This is a genomic window from Proteus sp. fly-1067, from assembly GCF_040139345.1.
In the GTDB taxonomy this organism is placed as follows: Bacteria; Pseudomonadota; Gammaproteobacteria; order Enterobacterales; family Enterobacteriaceae; genus Proteus; species Proteus vulgaris_B.
The window spans coordinates 70,363-87,738 of sequence record NZ_JBEEUL010000006.1 but is presented as its reverse complement, the minus strand read 5'-3'; the positions used below and the strand labels follow the sequence as shown (position 1 = coordinate 87,738).

At 36.0% G+C, this 17,376-nt stretch carries 10 protein-coding genes; 8 read left to right on the top strand and 2 right to left on the bottom strand.

All coding sequences use genetic code 11. The features are described 5' to 3' along the window. Nucleotides 1-38: 38 nt before the first annotated feature. Nucleotides 39-6,902 (bottom strand): Tc toxin subunit A-related protein, encoded by a 6,864-nt coding sequence (locus ABN217_RS10335; RefSeq protein WP_349459377.1) that lies wholly within the window; start codon nt 6,900-6,902, stop codon nt 39-41. A gap of 419 nt (nt 6,903-7,321) precedes the next feature. On the opposite strand from ABN217_RS10335, the gene ABN217_RS10330 reads away from it, so the two are divergent. Beyond that, nucleotides 7,322-8,194: a LysR family transcriptional regulator gene (locus ABN217_RS10330; RefSeq protein WP_196554513.1), complete on the top strand. Its 873-nt coding sequence runs from the start codon at nt 7,322-7,324 to the stop codon at nt 8,192-8,194. A 4-nt stretch (nt 8,195-8,198) separates the two neighbouring features. Here ABN217_RS10330 and ABN217_RS10325 read toward each other — a convergent pair whose 3' ends face one another. After that, nucleotides 8,199-8,654, bottom strand: a complete 456-nt coding sequence (locus tag ABN217_RS10325; protein ID WP_349459376.1) for a regulatory protein RecX — start codon at nt 8,652-8,654, stop codon at nt 8,199-8,201. Between the two features lie 357 nt (nt 8,655-9,011). On the opposite strand from ABN217_RS10325, the gene ABN217_RS10320 reads away from it, so the two are divergent. From ABN217_RS10320 to ABN217_RS10290, 7 genes are all read left to right on the top strand, one after another. Then, the gene (locus ABN217_RS10320) at nt 9,012-10,004 is read left to right on the top strand and encodes a hypothetical protein (RefSeq protein WP_164526775.1); all 993 of its coding nucleotides are present in this window, start codon (nt 9,012-9,014) and stop codon (nt 10,002-10,004) included. Continuing rightward, nucleotides 10,004-11,146, top strand: a complete 1,143-nt coding sequence (locus ABN217_RS10315) for a BamA/TamA family outer membrane protein (RefSeq protein ID WP_340893955.1) — start codon at nt 10,004-10,006, stop codon at nt 11,144-11,146. Before ABN217_RS10320 ends, ABN217_RS10315 begins: the two co-directional genes overlap by 1 nt. After that, nucleotides 11,146-12,300: a DUF4056 domain-containing protein gene (locus ABN217_RS10310; protein ID WP_340893957.1), complete on the top strand. Its 1,155-nt coding sequence runs from the start codon at nt 11,146-11,148 to the stop codon at nt 12,298-12,300. The genes ABN217_RS10315 and ABN217_RS10310 overlap by 1 nt, the downstream gene beginning before the upstream one ends. A 275-nt stretch (nt 12,301-12,575) precedes the next feature. Further along, on the top strand, nt 12,576-13,370 hold the full coding sequence (locus ABN217_RS10305) for a protein bax (protein WP_109408381.1): 795 nt from the start codon (nt 12,576-12,578) through the stop codon (nt 13,368-13,370). Between the two features lie 163 nt (nt 13,371-13,533). Further along, nucleotides 13,534-14,952, top strand: a complete 1,419-nt coding sequence (locus tag ABN217_RS10300; RefSeq protein WP_349459375.1) for an MBOAT family O-acyltransferase — start codon at nt 13,534-13,536, stop codon at nt 14,950-14,952. After that, nucleotides 14,939-16,141: an SGNH/GDSL hydrolase family protein gene (locus ABN217_RS10295; protein ID WP_349459374.1), complete on the top strand. Its 1,203-nt coding sequence runs from the start codon at nt 14,939-14,941 to the stop codon at nt 16,139-16,141. Before ABN217_RS10300 ends, ABN217_RS10295 begins: the two co-directional genes overlap by 14 nt. Next, a complete protein-coding gene (locus tag ABN217_RS10290; RefSeq protein WP_197269844.1) occupies nt 16,116-17,348 on the top strand; it encodes an SGNH/GDSL hydrolase family protein in 1,233 nt (410 codons plus the stop codon). Before ABN217_RS10295 ends, ABN217_RS10290 begins: the two co-directional genes overlap by 26 nt. The last annotated feature ends 28 nt before the right edge of the window (nt 17,349-17,376 follow it).

Genomic DNA, 17,376 nt, shown 5'->3' with positions numbered 1-17,376 from the left:
CAGGCTCAGTTAAGAGCCTGTAATTAATATTTAGATAATTAACGAATGGTGTAATTAATATGAAGAATGATGTCGTTTAATGTCAGTAACATCTCTTTTTGCTTACTTGTTGCATCAGGGAAGCTTAAAGTCAGTGTACTGTTATCATTCACGGGTAAACCTTCAAAAGGCAGATAACGATCATCATTGAAGTTCAGTTGGAATTGACCACTGTCATTCATGCCATGAGAAATCGCAATTGCATTACAACCTCTTGGTTTCACCGCACTACCGCCATAATTCAGCACTGCTCTTATATTCTGATAAGTGCCTGTTAATGCTGGTAATGTCACACTAATTTGTTTAACTCGACGTAACTTACCTAAATCAGCAGGATAATCTTTGTCGATAGCTAAATCAGAGAGCTTAATTGAAGCTTGTAATTGACCATTTTTCAGCGTGATACCATTTTCTGTGGTACCCAGTATTGTCGCTTTCCCGTTGATAACATCAGACACTTTATCAAAGCCAAATTGATTGCTACTTAAGCCTTGATATACATCGTCCAGCGAAACAATTTTGGTAATTTCTAATGTGCGCTTATCTTTTTCAAGGTAGCTGTTTTCCATCTGAGTCAGGTTATGCATTAAGCTTTCACCCGCCATCAAACCAGAATAGTTACCTTGCCATGCGCCAGGGCGAATAAAGGTTTGAGTTTCACCTAAATCGTACTGATAAGCTAATTCCGCCATACGACAACGAGATACGGTTAAGTCGTAGAAAGGCTTATAAATCGCCATTAATTTACCGCGTAACCAGTTATACAAGGCTGTATTGGTAAATTTATTTTGTAAGAAAGTTAAGTGCTCTTGCGTTTGTTGCTGTTGTAACTTCATACTCTCCAACTGCAAATTCGCGGCTTCTTTACGTACTTTCAGGGCTTCAAGTTGTGCATCAATTTGTTCCAACTCCGATTTTGCATTATCACGAGCCAGTTCCCATTCTTCACGACGACGGCGATAAGCCTCAGACTGGCTTAATCTATCTGCTGCAATACGGGTAGCAGAGCCTGATAATTGCAATCCAATTGAAGTGGCATTAAAAATAGCCCCAAAACGAGAGCCACCCACAGCCATACCGTAAATATTGGGTACTAAATCAGCAGCAGCTCCTGCAATATTCAACCCTTGGCTTGCCGTATTTAATACAGAAGATGCTAAATAGAGATCCATTGCTTGTTGTTCTGATGTACTAATATTTTCATCATACAACTTGCTATAGTGATCACAGCGATTTTGAGCCCCCGTACGCACGGCTTTTAGTGCTTTTTCACTATGCGTAAATTCTTCAATGATTTTCGCTTGATACTTTATATTTTGCAGAATAATCTCGCTACCCTGCGTAGAGAGTAATTCTGATAATGCTTGTGCATCTTGACGCTCTGTAATGCTAGCAAGCGAGCTACCAAACTGCATTAACTGACTAACCACAGATTTTGCACTATTTAAAATCACAGGAAAGCGCTGTACTGGCATCATTGCATTTGGCAATGTACTGCCACCTTGAGACTGATTGACTGCTGCATTTTGTAATGCTTTAGGATCAGCCGGAGTTGCATAAATCGCTAACGACAAAGGTTGCTCATCAATTGATAAATTGTGACGTAAATTAAACAAGCGTATTTTTAGCGTATCGCGATATTGCGCTAATTTTTCATTAATTTGCGGTAAAAAGAGTGACGTTAATGAGTTAGCCGTACGCGGTGATACAGTTTCTTCACTTTCTTCAGTCATCGTACGAGTTGGTTGTTTGGTTTTTGATGCTGCCTCTGTTAATTTAGGAGAAGACCATACGTTATCACCTAATAACTCAGTTTCATCACCTAGCAATTTCAGCACTTGCATATACCACATTTTGGCTTCATTTAATGCGTCGCGCTCTAATACACGGTAAGCACTGTCACCACGATCCATGAGAATATCGAGGCACTTCATAAAAGTCGCTAACTTGTAATGCATAGGGTCAGTTTGCGCCACGGCGTCTGGGTCGGTTGAATCAAGTTGATCTTTATCCCAAGCGGTATCAGTTAAAAGCGGTTGTGAATTCCAAGCCCGATCAACATGAATACCATTCTCAATATACCCATTCGGGCTAAAGACATAACGTAACCAGCGACCAGCTTCATCATAGTTATGTCCTTCAAGCATCACACTGGCGACCATCATTGGGGTGTAATAGAATAACTCCCAAAAATAGAGCGCATTGGCACCATTGAAGTCCATCGTTTCATCCGTATTACCCTCTAATGCAGGTTCAGGTAAACGTTGAGTATCTAGGGTTAAAATGCTATCAATTCCTTTATTGGCACGTTTAACTAATTGGCGGGCAAATAAGGTATTTAAACGAATAAATGTAGGTTTATCTTTCAAAGTCATAGAAAGATATTGAGCACCTTTAGCATTTGTCTTTATAAAAATGACATCGTCATGCTTCCCTATTAATATTTTTTTAATATCAAAACTAAATTCTTTTTCAACCAAAATTCCAGTCGTCTTACCTGTTACGATAATTTTAACATCTAAAACAGAAGAGTTATCTGCTAAAAACTCACTGGTTGGAATATTTAAATTAAGAATATTATCTTTACTATTATAAGTATTTTCACCGACATTAATTGAAGATGAACCAGAAGACCAAGTCGATAATGAAAATTCTTTTTTAACACTATCTGTTTTAGAGCTTAGATTAATTGAAATATCATTAATATTTTCTATATAGCTAGTACCAAGCACCTCTAAATCCACATATATAAATTCAGCTTGGCGTCTATCTCTCAAGCCCAGGTCGAGTGGTAAATAAATATTACCATTTCTACCAAGGGTAAAACCGACTTTTAATTTTCCAGCATTTTTATTAAAAGTCCCATTATATTTATTTGGTATTAATTTATCCGCTAATGAAAGAGAAAATTGTTGACCTGCGGCAGAGTACAATATACCGTCCTGCATAAGGAAGATCCCTAATTTATCATAATTATCTAGATATTTTATATATACATCATCTAACTCATCTTTTTCAGTATTGTAAATAAACATATATAAATCGTTATTTTTACTATTAATAACACAAATTAAAATTAAATTTCTAGGCTCTAAGGTAAACGTTTTATCACGCTCAGACAGACCACCTAAAGGCGTCGTAAAATAATAAAGATCTGAAGGATTTATAGAACTGGATTTGAATAGCTTTCTTATTATTTCATTATTATAAACTGGGGCATTAACATGACAATTAACAAACGCTGATACCTCACAGTTGATATTATCATTATTAAAATCAATAATACGTGCTTTGTTAACTTGACTACCATCAAGAGAAACAAAATCACTTGTCGTGATATTACTACCATTTGTTGTTGAAGGATCACTATTTATTAAATATGATGATTGAGTTTTAGCAATAAATTGATTGTTAATACGCTTGGTTAAACCTTGATTTCCAGAATAAGAATCGAAATAATACTTAACATTAGCATAAATTATACCAGCAGTATCTTCCGGAATTGAAATTTCATTCATTTCCTCTTTGATTTTAAATATAAAACATTTATTTTTATCAAGTTTATCTGGATAGTCATTATCTATTTTATAAAAAGATAATATTAACTCCTCATTTTCCACATTACTAGATAAGTAAAAATTAATATTTTTATCCTCAAAAACACTATTATTTAATTCAAAATTAACAGGCGTACTCCAAGAACCATCATAACGAATATGAGAAAGCTTTAAGTTATATTTAATTTCCTTTTCGACTATATTTGAATTATTATTTTTTGCTATTTCATTTTTTTCAATCCAAGCAATATATAAACGGCTATTAAAAATGACTGGGCGAATTAAACCATTATACGGATTTAAGCCATTTTCAATTTTAGTCCATTCTGTCCACGCATTAGCCGCCATTTTACCATCTTTAATTTTGCTATGGTCAGCACTGCGCCAATAATAGCTCATTTGATCTGCAGGATTTCGACCAATAAAATAGGTCAATCCATCATCTAATGTCACACTATCATGATAACCACTTAATATTTCTAAATTCGCAATTTGTTCAAATGAGGTTAAATAGGTTTTAAAGGCATCTTCTACCGTATCGCGATTAACACTATTTTGGCTAATAGACTGTAATAGGGTATCCATCATTTTGGTTTGCCCAATACGTATAGTCGGGTCAACATAGTTTTCAGGATAATAGACTAATTTCGAAACACCAGCCCATGTGCTATAACGTTTATTAAACTCATTCCATTGCGCAAAGAAAGTCCGCCCCTTCACATTCTTATCAACATCCTTTTCATCACCAGATAAACAGTTATTGATATAAAATTGAATATTAGCAATCGCTTGTGCAATCGCAGTTGTCATAATTTCAGCAGAAACTTGGTTATCAATTAATAAATGGTGATAAACATCGTCTCGACTGATTAATGATGGATTACTGCTTTGATTGGCATAATATTGGGTTAATACTGTCGCTTTTTTCTCATCCATTAATTGAACAAGTTGTGCTGTTTTTTCACTGCTTAAACCTGACTGCATAACTTGGCTAAGTTTATTCCAATTATCATAAGTACCTTCTACATCATTATTTTCCGTGTATTTTAAATCAACTAATAATTTGAAGTCATTTGGGGAAATACCGAGTGTTTTAGATAATTCAATATATTGAATAAGAACAGTAATATTTTGAAAATCTTTTAATGCTTTGGTTGGTGTTAATTCTAAGGCTTGAGTAATAGTTTCTTCATCAATATTTAAAATTGATGCCATTGTTTCAGTTGTTAATGATTGATTTTTAAGTTCAATTAAAAATTCATTCGCTCTATCGCCACATTGCGAAATAAAATGATGTAATTGAGTGATATGTTTTATTCTTTCAATTTTTAATTCACGACTTTCTTTAGGATAAAAACACTCTGTACGATAACTAATAATTTCTAATGTAGACTTATTTAACCCTATTTTATTTGAAACCAAGGTGATTTTTTTAAGTCGGTTAAAGAATAGTGCAATATTTTCTTTATCTTGTTGAGTTAAATTATCTTTAATAATTATTGGTAATATATCTTTTAGATATCTATTACCCGGTTCTAGATCAACCCAATGTAATATCCAGTTCGCTTTTTCAATAGAGTCAATACCCATTTCAGCAGCAATAAATGATGCAACAACTGAGAATTGTTCTTCATAATCTGTTGGTACATTTTTTAATATCACTTTTAAATTATTAATTAACACTTCAAGTTCAGAGCTAAATTCAGACTCGTATTTTGATGAACAAATTAAAAACAGTTCACTTATCGTCCATTTTTCTTTTTTAGCGAATTGTATATATTCATTAATTGTATGAATTAAATTACCTAGTTCATCTGAAGTAGAATGGTCTTTTATTGCGCCATTAAATGGTGCAGGTAAAATATCTATAAGTAATACTAATTCATTAACAGATAAACCGTGAATTTTTGCTATTAATTGGAGACGATAAAGTAAAGAAAGATCTTGTAAATTACAATTAAACATACTCATAGTTTTATATGTTAAGTGCCATAACATCTTCAATTCAATATAATTCACATTAAAAGCACGTTTTAAAATATTTACACGAATTGATTGCTCTGGAGTTAACGGGTGATAAAAACTGATCTCTTTATTATCGTCAATCAAAAGCGTATCATCAAGTGGTGGATTATTAAATAATTGATCAAATTGAGATAATGTATTATCAAAAGATATTTTTGAAATTAACCCACCATTAAGCACAATCGCCTGTTCCACGGTAATATGATAATTATTCATCATCATCTTTATATGAAAAATAGAACTTAATATTTCCTTATCAATATTAAATTCACTATTTTTTGATTTAATTGCCGTGATCACAGATAAGACAGGCATTCCTATCGCTTTATACAGCCTAATAATTTTATTTATATTTAATAGTTCTTTATTTGTTAACGCTTCTTTTTTATTAAATGCTTTTAAAATAAATCTGATATCTTTAATATCAACATCATAATATTCAGCGAGAAAACGAGAACTTTTTAATATTTCTTTATTAAGATTACCGAAATTTTTCTTGAATAAAGTATCAGTATCTTTATCAACATTCTCTGTTAAAATATTATAAAGTTCAGGAGAGATATCCGCTTGAATAGACGCTAACAGTGCTGAATCTAAAGTTTTAGTCACATCAGGAGATGACATTAAACCTTCAAGATTTCTATCTTGAAGCATAATAGCTTGGCGGATAGTTTCATAAGGTTGATGATAAGGAGTGCCACCAGTTAAACGGTTAGTCGCTAATTCACGAAATAAATCTTTACCACTACCTAATTTATTTTGTAGTGCAGTGGTTAGGATTTGATTAGATAAAGAAAGTGTAGAAACTTCTTTATCCATATTTTCTTGAGAAAGCACTAATTGCGCTAAATCAGGGCGACGTTTATCAAGATGATAAACAGAGCTTTCAGTATGTAAGGCTTTTGCTTCACGATAAAGCTCAGTTAAATAACCTGCTGGTGAAAACATAGAAGCCACAGATTTGCCATCGACAAAAGTATCCCCTCTTTCTGGGATCCAATCACTTAATGCACGGCTTTGTGCTGATTGTGATTGAATACCTAACGTGACCGCATTTTGTACTTGAGGATTATTACGCGCTAAATAATGAGATTCATTCAATTTATTACGTTTTGCAGCTTCTTTTGCCTCTGTATATAATGTTTTTGCTTCATCCCAAGTTAATTTTTCATCACTTAATGCCCGTATTTCATGCAATGATAATGGTGCTAATTCTTTTAATGTAATAGTTTCTGAGGTAGAAGATTTCATTTTCGTTAAAAGTGTATTAATGTTTTTCATTAAATATTTCCCAATATAAGTTAATTAAAAATAGAGATAATTAAATTGCCGTTTCATCTCGAAAATTAAAATATCAAAAAAAACAAAAATGAAAGTTGAATTTTTTATAATTTGATATTGAGTTTTTTTATGCTTTATAGGTTGATGGCGATTTTCAATAAAAAATAACATTAAAAAAATAGACATAAGTAATAAATAAAATATAGTAATAACAAAAAATCAATCATTTGATTTTGTTATTTATAAAAAATACTATTATTTATTATCAAATTTAGTCGCCAATGTTATTTTTTTAATTTATCTTCGATAATTTTTCACTTTTAGTCGCTAGAAAAATATTATTGACAAATATCAATGTAAAAATCTCATTCAAGCAGATTATTAATTTCAATTAATATGTCTCTGTGGAGAACACCTGCATGTTTTTCTCAAGAAAAATAAATCAGTTCTTTGCTGTCGCGACTTATCAAAGTCTAGTAAAAGCAGCCGAAAAAATTAATGTCACCCCATCTGCGTTACGTCATGGTATTAATGAACTTGAAACTAAAATCGGTAAGTCATTGATTAAGCGCTCAAAAAATGGAATGACACTTACTCCGGCAGGAAAAACACTGTATGAGAGTCTATATCCCTATTATAAAAAAATTAGAAAAATCGAAAATCAGATCCTTGATTTAAATGAAGATAAGACATTGCTTTCAATTAAGTTAGATGGGCTTTACTATCCAGATTTGAAAACAAAATTATTGGAAATAAGACAAAAAAACAATCAATATAAACTGTCTTTAGAAGATGGCTATATTGACGATATTAATGAGGAACTCTTTGATAAAGAATTTGATCTTGTGATCTCCTCTCTTGAATTTGACTATTCACATGAAAATATTAATACAATTAATTTATGCACTCAAAAAGTCGGCTTATTGGTTAATAAAAAACTCTTTGAAAAATATTCAGATACCAAAACATTCTTTGCTAAAGAAACGTTAATACAAAGGAACAGTTCTTTGCATAATCCGATATTTTCAACAATTTTAGATAGATTAAAAAAACAGGGTTACCAATATCATACTTTAGGTTTAACAGAGATGGCTGATGTATTGCATTGCATTGATGAAGGAGCAGGTTATTGCTTTATGCCTGAAAATATTCATTATATTTCAACGATCACAAATGATGAGGTGCAATTTATTCGCTCACCATTTCCTTTTGATATTTTTTTACATCAAAAGGTCTATTTTAAAAAAAATAATGATAAAAAATTAGCTGATATTGCAATGGCACTACGTTAATCAATTAAAACAATGCATTGATATAATCAGAGGTAAACCCACGATATTGTAAATAGCGGATTTGTTTCGCTTTCTCTTTATAGTCTTTGGGCTTGCCTGTGCCAAATTTTTTCTCTTTGACCTCTTGGCAAAGTGCGTACCAATCGGTGTCTGTTTCTTCTAATACACGTTCAATAATTTCGCAGGGAAATCCTTTTAGGCGTAATTCTTGGCGAATACGTAACGGCCCATAAGATTTATTTAAATAGCTACGAAAAAAACTATATATGGTTCGATTGTCATCAAGGTATTGGCTTTCAAGTAAGCGTTCAATTACTTGAGGCAAACATTCAGGAGCGGTAGGTGAATCTTTCTCCGTTTCGCGAATTCGGCGTTCGATTCGACGTTGTAGTTCTTTTGTACTGTAATCACGGCGAGACAACATAAAAATAGCGTACTGATAAAGCTCTTGATAGGTCATAGCGTTCCTTTATTAAAAGAGTCCATGTGAAGTTGACTAATATCATAACGGTTTATCACTAAAATAACTTATTTCGACGTTAATTTAATCAGTATTATAGAAAGCAATAAAAGAACGATAATTAAAAGAATAATTATTATTCTCTTTTATAATTTTAATTGACTACTTTTCTTAAGATTAGCTTAGAAAAAATAAGGTTTTTTACTTAATAAACCCTTAATAATCCTATAATAACGCGAAATATAAGCATCTCTTACTGTATATCGCACTTATAGCTGGTGACCATCAATTAGAAAAAGATTAAAATTTACGGCTACTCTTTTACTACTTACTTTTTTAATTTTCTGTGGGTTATGTATGAACTTTTCCAATTTAAATAAGGTGGTATTGACCGCCTCCCTCCTTGCCACGAGTTTTTCTTATGCGGACAGCGATCGTCCTCTGCTCTCTTTAAGTGTGAGCCAATCTGGTGGCACTGCATTAAATAATGAAGGTTCGCTAGATACACGTACCCCAGCAAGCCAATCTCGTGTTTTACCAATTTGGGGTGATGAAGCCCGTGCTCGTGGTTATGATATTCCTGAGCCATTTGGTGCAAGCTATAGTTATATGAATCTACGTCAAGATATTATCGTGGATAAAATTGGCTTTTCGACACCTGCATGGCCTGAAATCAGCGATGTTGTCAAAATTGATGTGGGACACACTCGTGAAAAAAGTGAAACCCATATGCTTAAATTAGACAGTTGGGTGTTTCCTTTTTTCAATGTTTATGGCTTATACGGTAAAACTAAAGGTACTTCTCGTTCTGTTCTAAACGATGTTCGCGCTGACTTTGGTGGCGGTTTCGTTATCCCTGTTGCTCAAAACGAAATATTTAATTTAGATTTTGAAGGCAAAACTTATGGTGGAGGTTTTACTTTAGCAGGGGGCTATAACCAGTTCTTTGGTACTTTTGACTTAAACTACACCAAAACTAACCTTGATATTTTAGACGGTGATATTAAAGCGTTAGTGATTTCACCTCGAGTAGGTTATGAGTTTATCTTTGAACCGTTAATTTCTGGTCAAGGCAATACCAAACTGCAAGTGTGGACAGGTGCAATGTACCAAGATATTACTCAACGTTTTAGAGGTGATGTTAGCAAGTTAAATTTACCACCCAACTTTGAACAAATGGTCGGAATATTTGGTGGGGATATTAAATTCGATGTTGAACAGCATCTTGCTCATAAATGGAACCAAACAGTAGGTGCACGTTTAGAAGTCACACGTAACTTTAATGTCATTACAGAACTCGGTTTTAATAACCGTAATAGCTTTTTTGTCTCTGGTGAGTTCCGTTTTTAATGGTTAAATACCCTTTTATTTTTGGGCTGGCATTTGCCAGCCTCTTTACTTCACACACAGCACAAGCACAACTCTTTCCTGATAGACAACAAATAGACCAATGGTTAGTAGGATTAGGCGGAGAAAATAGCTTCGATCGCAGTAAAACTATCGACTGGGGTATTTTACCCGGGCCTTTCTATACGCCTGAATTAGAATTAGGTGTCGGTATCGCCCTTGTGGGGCTTTATCAAGCAGACAGCCGCCCTGATAGCAAAATATCGTCACTCTCATTAAGTGGCTTTGGCTCCTCGACAGGGGCTTTTGGTATGACCTTTAGTAACTACACTTATTTGGCTAATGATACATGGCGCTTTTATCTCACTGGAACATTAAATAATGTACCAACTAATTATTGGGGTGAAGGTTATCACGAAGGGCGTGTAAAAGATCATTTCGGCGAATTTCGCTCTCAAGAATTGCGTCTAACGCCCACGTTACTGCGTCAAATCACTAAAAACACCTATATTGGTTTAGGCTGGGATTATTCAAATCTACAAGCCGCCGCGCCCGATAATCCATTTAAAGTGTATATGGATCAACGCGATTTACCTTTGCGCTCAACCAGCTCTGGATTAAGTGTCCGTTTTACTTATGATAGTCGTGATTTTTTGCCTAATGCGAGCCAAGGTCAGGCATTTGATATCAGCTATACCCATTATTCACCGGATACTGGCAGTAATAACCGCTTTAATGCGACACAGATACAATATAACTACTATTATCCTTTGAGTGATACCGCGGTATTGGCATTTGATAATTATGCGCGTTTTACATCAGGTGATGTGCCTTGGAGCCAATTATCTAAACTGAGTAATGGTCACCAAATGCGAGGCTATTATGAGGGGCGATATCAAGATAATCATGTTTTTTCAACCCAAGTTGAGTACCGTAAAAAACTCGATTGGCGACATGGCATTGCACTTTGGGTTGGCGGTGGTACGTTAAGTGATCAAGCGCGTGACTTAGGTCAAGGCCATTGGTTACCGAGTGTTGGCATCGGTTATCGATTTGAGTTCAAACCTCGCATGAATGTACGCCTTGATTTTGGTATCGGTAAAGAAAGCACAGGATTCTATTTTCAAGTAGGTGAAGCATTTTGATGTTTAAGCGGTTTCTTTTTATCAACACCATTGTCTTCTTCTTATTTATTGCAGGTTGTACTCAAGTCGCACCTGTTAAATCTCTGCATGCCAATCTTGATAGTGTTACCAATGAAAAGGCAACACAGATTTGGCAAATACCCGCACCACTAACAGCACCTAATGGCTTGAGACCTTGTTGTGCTTTTGGTTATAACTTAAAAGTCAAAGCGTTTGAAATACCCGTGCCTTTTTATCGTATTGATAATGTAGTTGAAGCTTCGACATTAGGTAATCATCGTTATAACGATAGCTTTTGGCTTGGTACAGCAGCCGTATTAGGTTTTGGGAGTGAGAAATCAGGTTTAATTTACTCTCATAAAGGAGGATTCCTCGATATCGCCCATATTCGTGATACGGCAGATTATACTTACTACCTCTTTAGCCATATCTATCCAAAGTTAGGCCAAGAGTGGACGCTAACACTAAGCAATGAACTAGCACAACGTAAAATACACTTTAATGCTTTTACCCCACCTAAAGATGAAACAGAACGCTATACCTTAAGTGCTTATCTTGCCGCGCGATTAGGTTATCGTCTTGCGGTATGGCATGAAATTGCACAATGGTATGGTTTTCGTTCTGTGCCAGGATTCTCCGAGGGTATCTCTGCATTTTCACCTGAAGATCTCTACTCAAACTTAATTGGTGCACGACTTTCACTCACTTTGATCCTTAATGGTCACGCCACCAGCCTTGAGCACTATAATCAATCAATGCAGGGCATCATTCCTTCCGCGCTCTATCAATTAGAAGCTCAACCTCGTCAATTAACACAACAATGGTTTGATGTGATTGATGGACAATGGTGGGATAGTCAACAACGTGTTCCTGACAAATTTTTAGTTTTAATGCGTGATTATCATATCTCAGATATGCGGTATCCGGTGTTACCTTTTGAGGAAACCGCATCTCCACACTACCTCACATTACCTAGTACTTATTCTGGTTATGTTTTAGAACAATTAGCAGAATTTCAGCTTTGGCCAACAACGCAAATGGCAAATTTACCATATCCAAAAACCTATTGGCATGAGGCGGATTTTACTGATTTAGCAGAAAAAGCGCGTGAAATTGATAATAAAACTAGACCAAAAACAACAAAAATTGACTAAATAACAAACAAAACTGACACATTAAAAACCCTTATTTTTACTAAATTTGGGTTAAGTCACCGCTTTTTACATAAGACAAATTTAAGTTTTTATCAAAAAAGCATTTTTTGTTAAAGGAAAAAAGCGATTATAAAACGTGGCCTTCCAGTAAACCTTATACATTTATTTAACAAATCACTCGTAGTTATCCTAATGTGAGGTGATATTTTGTAGCTATAAAAAAAGTAATTTGCTAGTATTCGTTCGATTTTTATCCAGTTAAACGAGGAGAAGCAATGCCCTCTCAATTGATGAGGACAAGTGCCGTCTTCGCTTTCTTGATTTCACTACTATTTACTGGTGTAAGTTTTGCTTCAACCAGTACCAGCAGTTCCCAGATACTGCAGGCGTATTCTTTCAAAAGCACGTCAACACCGTTGCCAGATTTGAAAAGATACCCTTCGGGAACACAGCGTAAGAAAGCGTTTTTAAATGTCATAGTTCCTATTATTGACAATGTTAATAATAAGATAATGAGAGATCGTGAGTGGTTAACTGCTCAACGTAAAGCCCAGCACTGGGGCAGCGCAGATTTAAAAAAACTGCGTGAAATCTGTCAATACTATGGCGTCACATGTACCAGCCCTAAAAAAGTAAATTGGGATTCGTTACTGACTCGCGTTGATATTATTCCGACACACTTTGTCGCAACGCAAGCCGCTACAGAATCTGGCTGGGGAACATCAAAGTTGGCACAACAAAATAACAATCTGTTCGGTATGCGATGTGGGAGTCAGTCTTGCAATAACGTTCCAGGGAAAACCAAAGGCTATGCAGCCTACCCTGATATTGAAGGCTCAGTGATTGCTTATATGCGTAATCTCAATACGCACCGCGCCTATAATTCATTGCGCTCCTCAAGAGCACAGCAAAGAATGACGCAGCAACAACTCGACTCTCGCCAGTTAATCACTGACTTGAAAGGTTACTCAGAATTGGGTTCAAGTTATAACGATTATCTGACCGAAATGTTCGACTCAAATAAAAAACTGATCACTCAAGTTCAGTTGCAGTCGAAACAAGATAGTTAAGCCTTAACAGGCTTTCATCTGGCAAAAAGCCACTTTTCTTTCTAGAGAAAAGTGGCTTTTATTTATCACAAGATAATCTTTTGATTGAAAGCCAGCTTAGAATTCATAATATATGGGGTAATACATTTGGTATGACTTTTAAATCACACCCTTAGAGCCATTTATGAATTTTTTTTCATTCGAGTTTCTCGGAGCCTTTGTTAGCTTTTTTATTCTATATTGGCTCTTCCAAAAGCACGTTAAGATCCAAAATATCCTACTGATTACAGTCAGTTATGCTTTTCTTTTTTATGCGGATTATCGTCCTGCGATAATCTTATTAAGCTATACACTGTTTATTTATTTACTGGCGAATATATTAACTAAGTACACATCTTCTAAAGTCATTTATTGGCTATTAGGGTTATTGGTGGGTGTCTACTTTACAGCCTTTAAATACTACTCCTTCTTCCAAGAAACACTCACCCAAGCATTCCAGCAATGGGGACTCAGCATTGAGTTACCGCTGATTGAGTTACTTGCGCCATTAGGGCTTTCATTCTATATATTCCATTCGGTCAGTTATGTGGTTTCCGTTTGTCGAAAAGAGATCCCCAAAGCCCCGTTTTTGGATGTTGTGCTTTATCTGTGCTTTTTCCCAAGCATCGTAGCTGGCCCGATTAATCGTGCTAAAGAATTTCTTCCGCAAATTCAGGCGCCAACCCGTAAAATCATTGATTACAAAGGAGCAATAATGCTGATTGTTTTAGCAATCGCAAAACTCTTTTGGTTAAGTGGTTGGTTTTCAACAAACTATGTTGATCCGGTATTTAATGCGCCTGATTTAGCGCAAAGCGGACAAGTGCTGACGGCAGTTTATGCCTACGCATGGCATATCTATTTTAATTTCTCGGGTTACACCAATCTTGTCACTGGTATCGCGTTATTACTAGGCTTTGTCGTGCCTCGTAACTTTAATGCCCCTTATTTAGCGATAAACTTAGCCGATTTCTGGCGTCGCTGGCACATCAGTTTATCTACCTTTATTCGTGATTACGTCTATATTCCTTTAGGGGGTAATCGTAAAGGCGTGATTAGACAAAACTTTAATGCCTTTGCCGCTATGGTGATTTCTGGATTATGGCACGGCGCTGCCATGACCTTTATTATTTGGGGTGCTATTCATGGGATTGGTGTGGTGCTATTAAATATTAAACACCGTCTCTTTCCTTTGAAGAAAAATACCCCACCGAGTGCGTTATCGTCATTAAATATGTTGTTGTCATGGATAATCACTTTCCACTTTGTTTGCTTTGCGTGGATATTTTTCCGCAGTCAAACTGTAGGTGATGCGTTTGTCTTAATACGGCAACTCTTTAGTACGGGCGCTTGGGCATCATTACAAGCTGAGGGTTTAACGCTCTTTATGTTCTGGGGACTGTTCTTGCTTTATCCTTGCTTTGTGACCTTAAAGGAGATAGTGGCTCGTCTTGAGAAAAAAGTGCCGTGGTATGTTTACCCTCTACCACTTGCGTTGATCCTCACTATTATTTTTATGTTGTCTCCAGATGGGGTGCCAGGATTTATTTATGCCAGCTTTTGATTTCTGCTCAAACCTAAAAAAGACAGCAAAAGTTGCCTTAATGGTGCTGTTGAGTACCCTTTTACTGATTTGGCTAAACCAAACATCACTAGAGCGCTTTTGGCAACAACAATATCATCGCCCTGCTCCTTGGTCGGGGCTTTCTCATTATTATACTTGGAAAGTGGGGGGACAACTGCGTGATGGCGTATTTGTTGCAATAGAAAGCTACGGCGATTATCTACAGGTTCACCATCCTGATAATCAAGCAAAACCTATTGTACCAACCTCCACACCAGAACAACTTCCTGAAGGTTTTGCTGTGGGCTTGCACTTCTTTAATGGGTATACGCGACCTGCATCTCAACTAACGCAACGCTTTCCGCAATTATTGGAGCGTAAGCAAATAATGGGAGGATTACCTTACCATTCCGTTACTGACGTCTCTGATGCGGCATTAGAAGCCTTAAAACCTATCGTTCAAAAAACAGAAATTATCTTATCACCAAAAGATAAAGTCCTATTTGCGGGTGACTCAATGATGCAAGGCGTCGCGCCACTACTTAAACGCCAACTGCAAACGGATTACAACATCAGCAGTATTGATTTAAGTAAACAAAGTACAGGACTTGCTTATCCGCGCTTTTTTAATTGGCCACAAACTATTGCAACACGTTTAGCCAGTGACGATACCATTAAATTACTGGTGGTCTTTTTAGGCCCTAACGATCCTTGGGATATGCCACCTGATGGTGGTGGGCGTTATTTAAAATTTGCTAGTGAAGCATGGGAATCAACTTATCGAGCACGCATTGCAGGCATTATAGAAAATGCCAGACAGAATAATGTTACGGTTATTTGGGTTGGGCCACCTAATATGCGTAAGCAGAAGTTATCTGAAGGCATGGCATATCTTGATAAACTTTACCGTGAAGAAGCTGAGAAAATGGGTGAAATTTACCTTTCCGTCAATGATATGTTTAAATATGAGAAAGATATTTATTCTGATTATATGGGTGATGGTAGTAGCCGTGTTAAGTTAAGAGCCGGTGATGGTATTCATTTTAGCTTAAAAGGTCAGCAAATTATTGCTCAACAGGTATTCTCACGTATTCATCTTCAAGAAGAAACAAAAGAAGATAATGCAGTCGATGATGTAAAAGATAAAAACACGGTTATTGTAAATGAAACAATTAACGCACATCCTTGAGTGTAAGACTTTAGTCAGTAGCTCAATCATACTGGCTTTAGTTTCTCTCTTAGTTGCTTGTAATCAAGACACTGAAAAAACAGTGAAGTTACCCACCCCCACAGTATTACCTGCTGATGGTTCAAGACAACTCTACAACTATCACGACCCTCACTTTTCAAGCTTTGTTAAAAGGTTACAACAAGGCCATCAAACAGTGCACATTGTTCAGTTAGGGGATTCTCATACTGCGGCTGATTTTTTCAGTGGTAAGTTGCGTGAACGTTTTCAAGCCGATTACGGTAATGGTGGTATTGGTTTTATTCCTCCGACTAATATCGCAGGACAACGTATTGCAAACGTACAATACCAAAGCGATAAAAAAGCATGGACACTGCTTTCAAGCAGAAAAGATAGCGATCCTGATTTCCCATTGGGCGGGTTTATTAGTGAACCACAAGCTAAATGGGCTAAATTACAGTTATCTGAAAACCCAATAACTCAGCAACGTTATCAATTACAAGCGCTCTATAAAACGCCAACTACAGCACAAGTAAATGTACAGTCATCGACAAGCAAAGTCCTTTCATTATCGCAAACGCAAGGTAAATGGCAGTTTTCAAATCCAATTACTATGACTTTTCCAGTCAGTATTACAGTTAGCAAAAGCCAGCCAGTTAAATTAGGGGGTTGGTTGATCACCAATCAACAACCTGGCGTCATGCTCTCCTCGTTAGGCATTAATGGTGCCACAATCAATATGATGGATAGATGGGGCGCACAATGGACAGAAACATTAGGCCAGCTAAATCCTGATATGGTGATTTTAGCTTATGGTACCAATGAAGCCTTTAATGATACTTTTGATTTAAATGCCTATCGCCAACAACTGACGGATAAAATTCGTCAAATTCGCCAACAAGCGCCTAATAGCGCTATCTTATTAATTGGACCGTCTGATTCAGTTAAAAATAAAGAAGCACCAGATTGTCGTTCACAACAACCTCAATGGCTAAGTGATATTATCAGAATTCAAAAAGAAGTGGCTCAGCAAGAGAAGACGCTCTTTTGGGATTGGCGTGATTATATGGGTGGCGAATGTTCGATAAAAGCATGGGCGCTGTATGATTTAGCCAGACCTGACGGTGTTCATCTTTCTCGGGAAGGTTATGAAAGCAGTGCCAATACACTTTATAGCCAATTAAATACCTTAATAAACAAGAGCTAATTCACGCAGTTCAACATACAAAAAGGAG

What these genes read in the sequence shown, in the direction of transcription:
- ABN217_RS10335 (WP_349459377.1), bottom strand. Translation starts at nt 6,902, where the DNA reads ATGAAAAACATTAATACACTTTTAACGAAAATGAAATCTTCTACCTCA.
- ABN217_RS10330 (WP_196554513.1), top strand. Translation starts at nt 7,322, where the DNA reads ATGTTTTTCTCAAGAAAAATAAATCAGTTCTTTGCTGTCGCGACTTAT.
- ABN217_RS10325 (WP_349459376.1), bottom strand. Translation starts at nt 8,654, where the DNA reads ATGACCTATCAAGAGCTTTATCAGTACGCTATTTTTATGTTGTCTCGC.
- ABN217_RS10320 (WP_164526775.1), top strand. Translation starts at nt 9,012, where the DNA reads ATGAACTTTTCCAATTTAAATAAGGTGGTATTGACCGCCTCCCTCCTT.
- ABN217_RS10315 (WP_340893955.1), top strand. Translation starts at nt 10,004, where the DNA reads ATGGTTAAATACCCTTTTATTTTTGGGCTGGCATTTGCCAGCCTCTTT.
- ABN217_RS10310 (WP_340893957.1), top strand. Translation starts at nt 11,146, where the DNA reads ATGTTTAAGCGGTTTCTTTTTATCAACACCATTGTCTTCTTCTTATTT.
- ABN217_RS10305 (WP_109408381.1), top strand. Translation starts at nt 12,576, where the DNA reads ATGCCCTCTCAATTGATGAGGACAAGTGCCGTCTTCGCTTTCTTGATT.
- ABN217_RS10300 (WP_349459375.1), top strand. Translation starts at nt 13,534, where the DNA reads ATGAATTTTTTTTCATTCGAGTTTCTCGGAGCCTTTGTTAGCTTTTTT.
- ABN217_RS10295 (WP_349459374.1), top strand. Translation starts at nt 14,939, where the DNA reads ATGCCAGCTTTTGATTTCTGCTCAAACCTAAAAAAGACAGCAAAAGTT.
- ABN217_RS10290 (WP_197269844.1), top strand. Translation starts at nt 16,116, where the DNA reads ATGAAACAATTAACGCACATCCTTGAGTGTAAGACTTTAGTCAGTAGC.